The 903-nt window shown below is 74.4% G+C and carries 1 protein-coding gene; it reads right to left on the bottom strand.

The window, feature by feature from the left end:
• Positions 1–47: 47 nt before the first annotated feature.
• On the bottom strand, positions 48–903 hold an 856-nt coding region (locus R6V09_RS54000; protein WP_317888675.1), incomplete at its 5' end, for a heparinase II/III family protein.

Below are 903 nucleotides of genomic sequence, written 5' to 3'. Positions count from 1 at the left end.
CAGCGCCAGCGGTGCCGCCGCCAGCGCCCAGTGCCGTCTCCTGTTCCTCACGCGTCCCCCCGGCCGCGGAACCCGAGCACGGTGGTGAACCCGTCCGTGCCGGCGGCGACACCGGTGCCGACCAGCGTGGTGGTGGGTTCCTTGCGCCCGAATCCGGCGGAGTACCAGCCCAGCGGCGGTTCGGTCTCGCCGCGGTGCGCCCGCCAGGACAGCTGCTCCGGCAGGTCGAGCACCGCGGAACGCCCCTCGCCGTCCCGGACCCAGGTGAGCACCGCCCGGCGCCCCACCAGGTCCGCGGCGATCGCCGGGCCGAGGTGGAACGCCAACTGCACGTCCCGGCGCGGGCCTTGCACCTCATCCACGATCCTCAGCTCCTGGCTCTCGGCCGTCAGCTCCACCCTGCGGCGGTGCACCGAGCCCTGGTAGCCGTCGTGCTCGGCGGCCCAACGGGCCACCCCCGCACTGGAGTTGTCCACGTCCAGGACGCGGGTGCGGGCATGCCGGGTCCACAGGAACGGGCCGCCGGAGACGGACTGGTCACCGCCGTCCAGCTGGAGGGTGTTGTGGCCGAGCGTCGAGCGGAAGTACTCCCGCCACTCGGGCTGCCCGTGGTAGCAGTACGTCCCCGGGTCCGCGAGCACGTCGATCCCGTCGTGCCGGACCTCCACGGACAGCGCGTCGGCGTGGGCGTGCGCGGCGATCGACAGGAAGCCGTGCGGGCCACCGTCGCAACGGCACCAGATCTCTTCCGGACCGCGCAGGACGGTGAGCCCGGCGTCGGCGAAGTGGGCGGGCCTGGCCGCCGGGCGGGCGGCTGCGTCCTTCGCGTACGGCCTGATGAGCGCGGCCAGCAGCGGGGTGCGCACATCGGTGCCGGTCACCTCCGGCCACCAGTCGAGCCGG

Origin of the sequence: Streptomyces sp. W16 (genome assembly GCF_033194735.1) — a bacterium.
In the GTDB taxonomy this organism is placed as follows: domain Bacteria; phylum Actinomycetota; class Actinomycetes; order Streptomycetales; family Streptomycetaceae; genus Streptomyces.
Note: the sequence above shows the minus strand (reverse complement) of the source record. Positions and strands in the feature narration are given on the sequence as shown.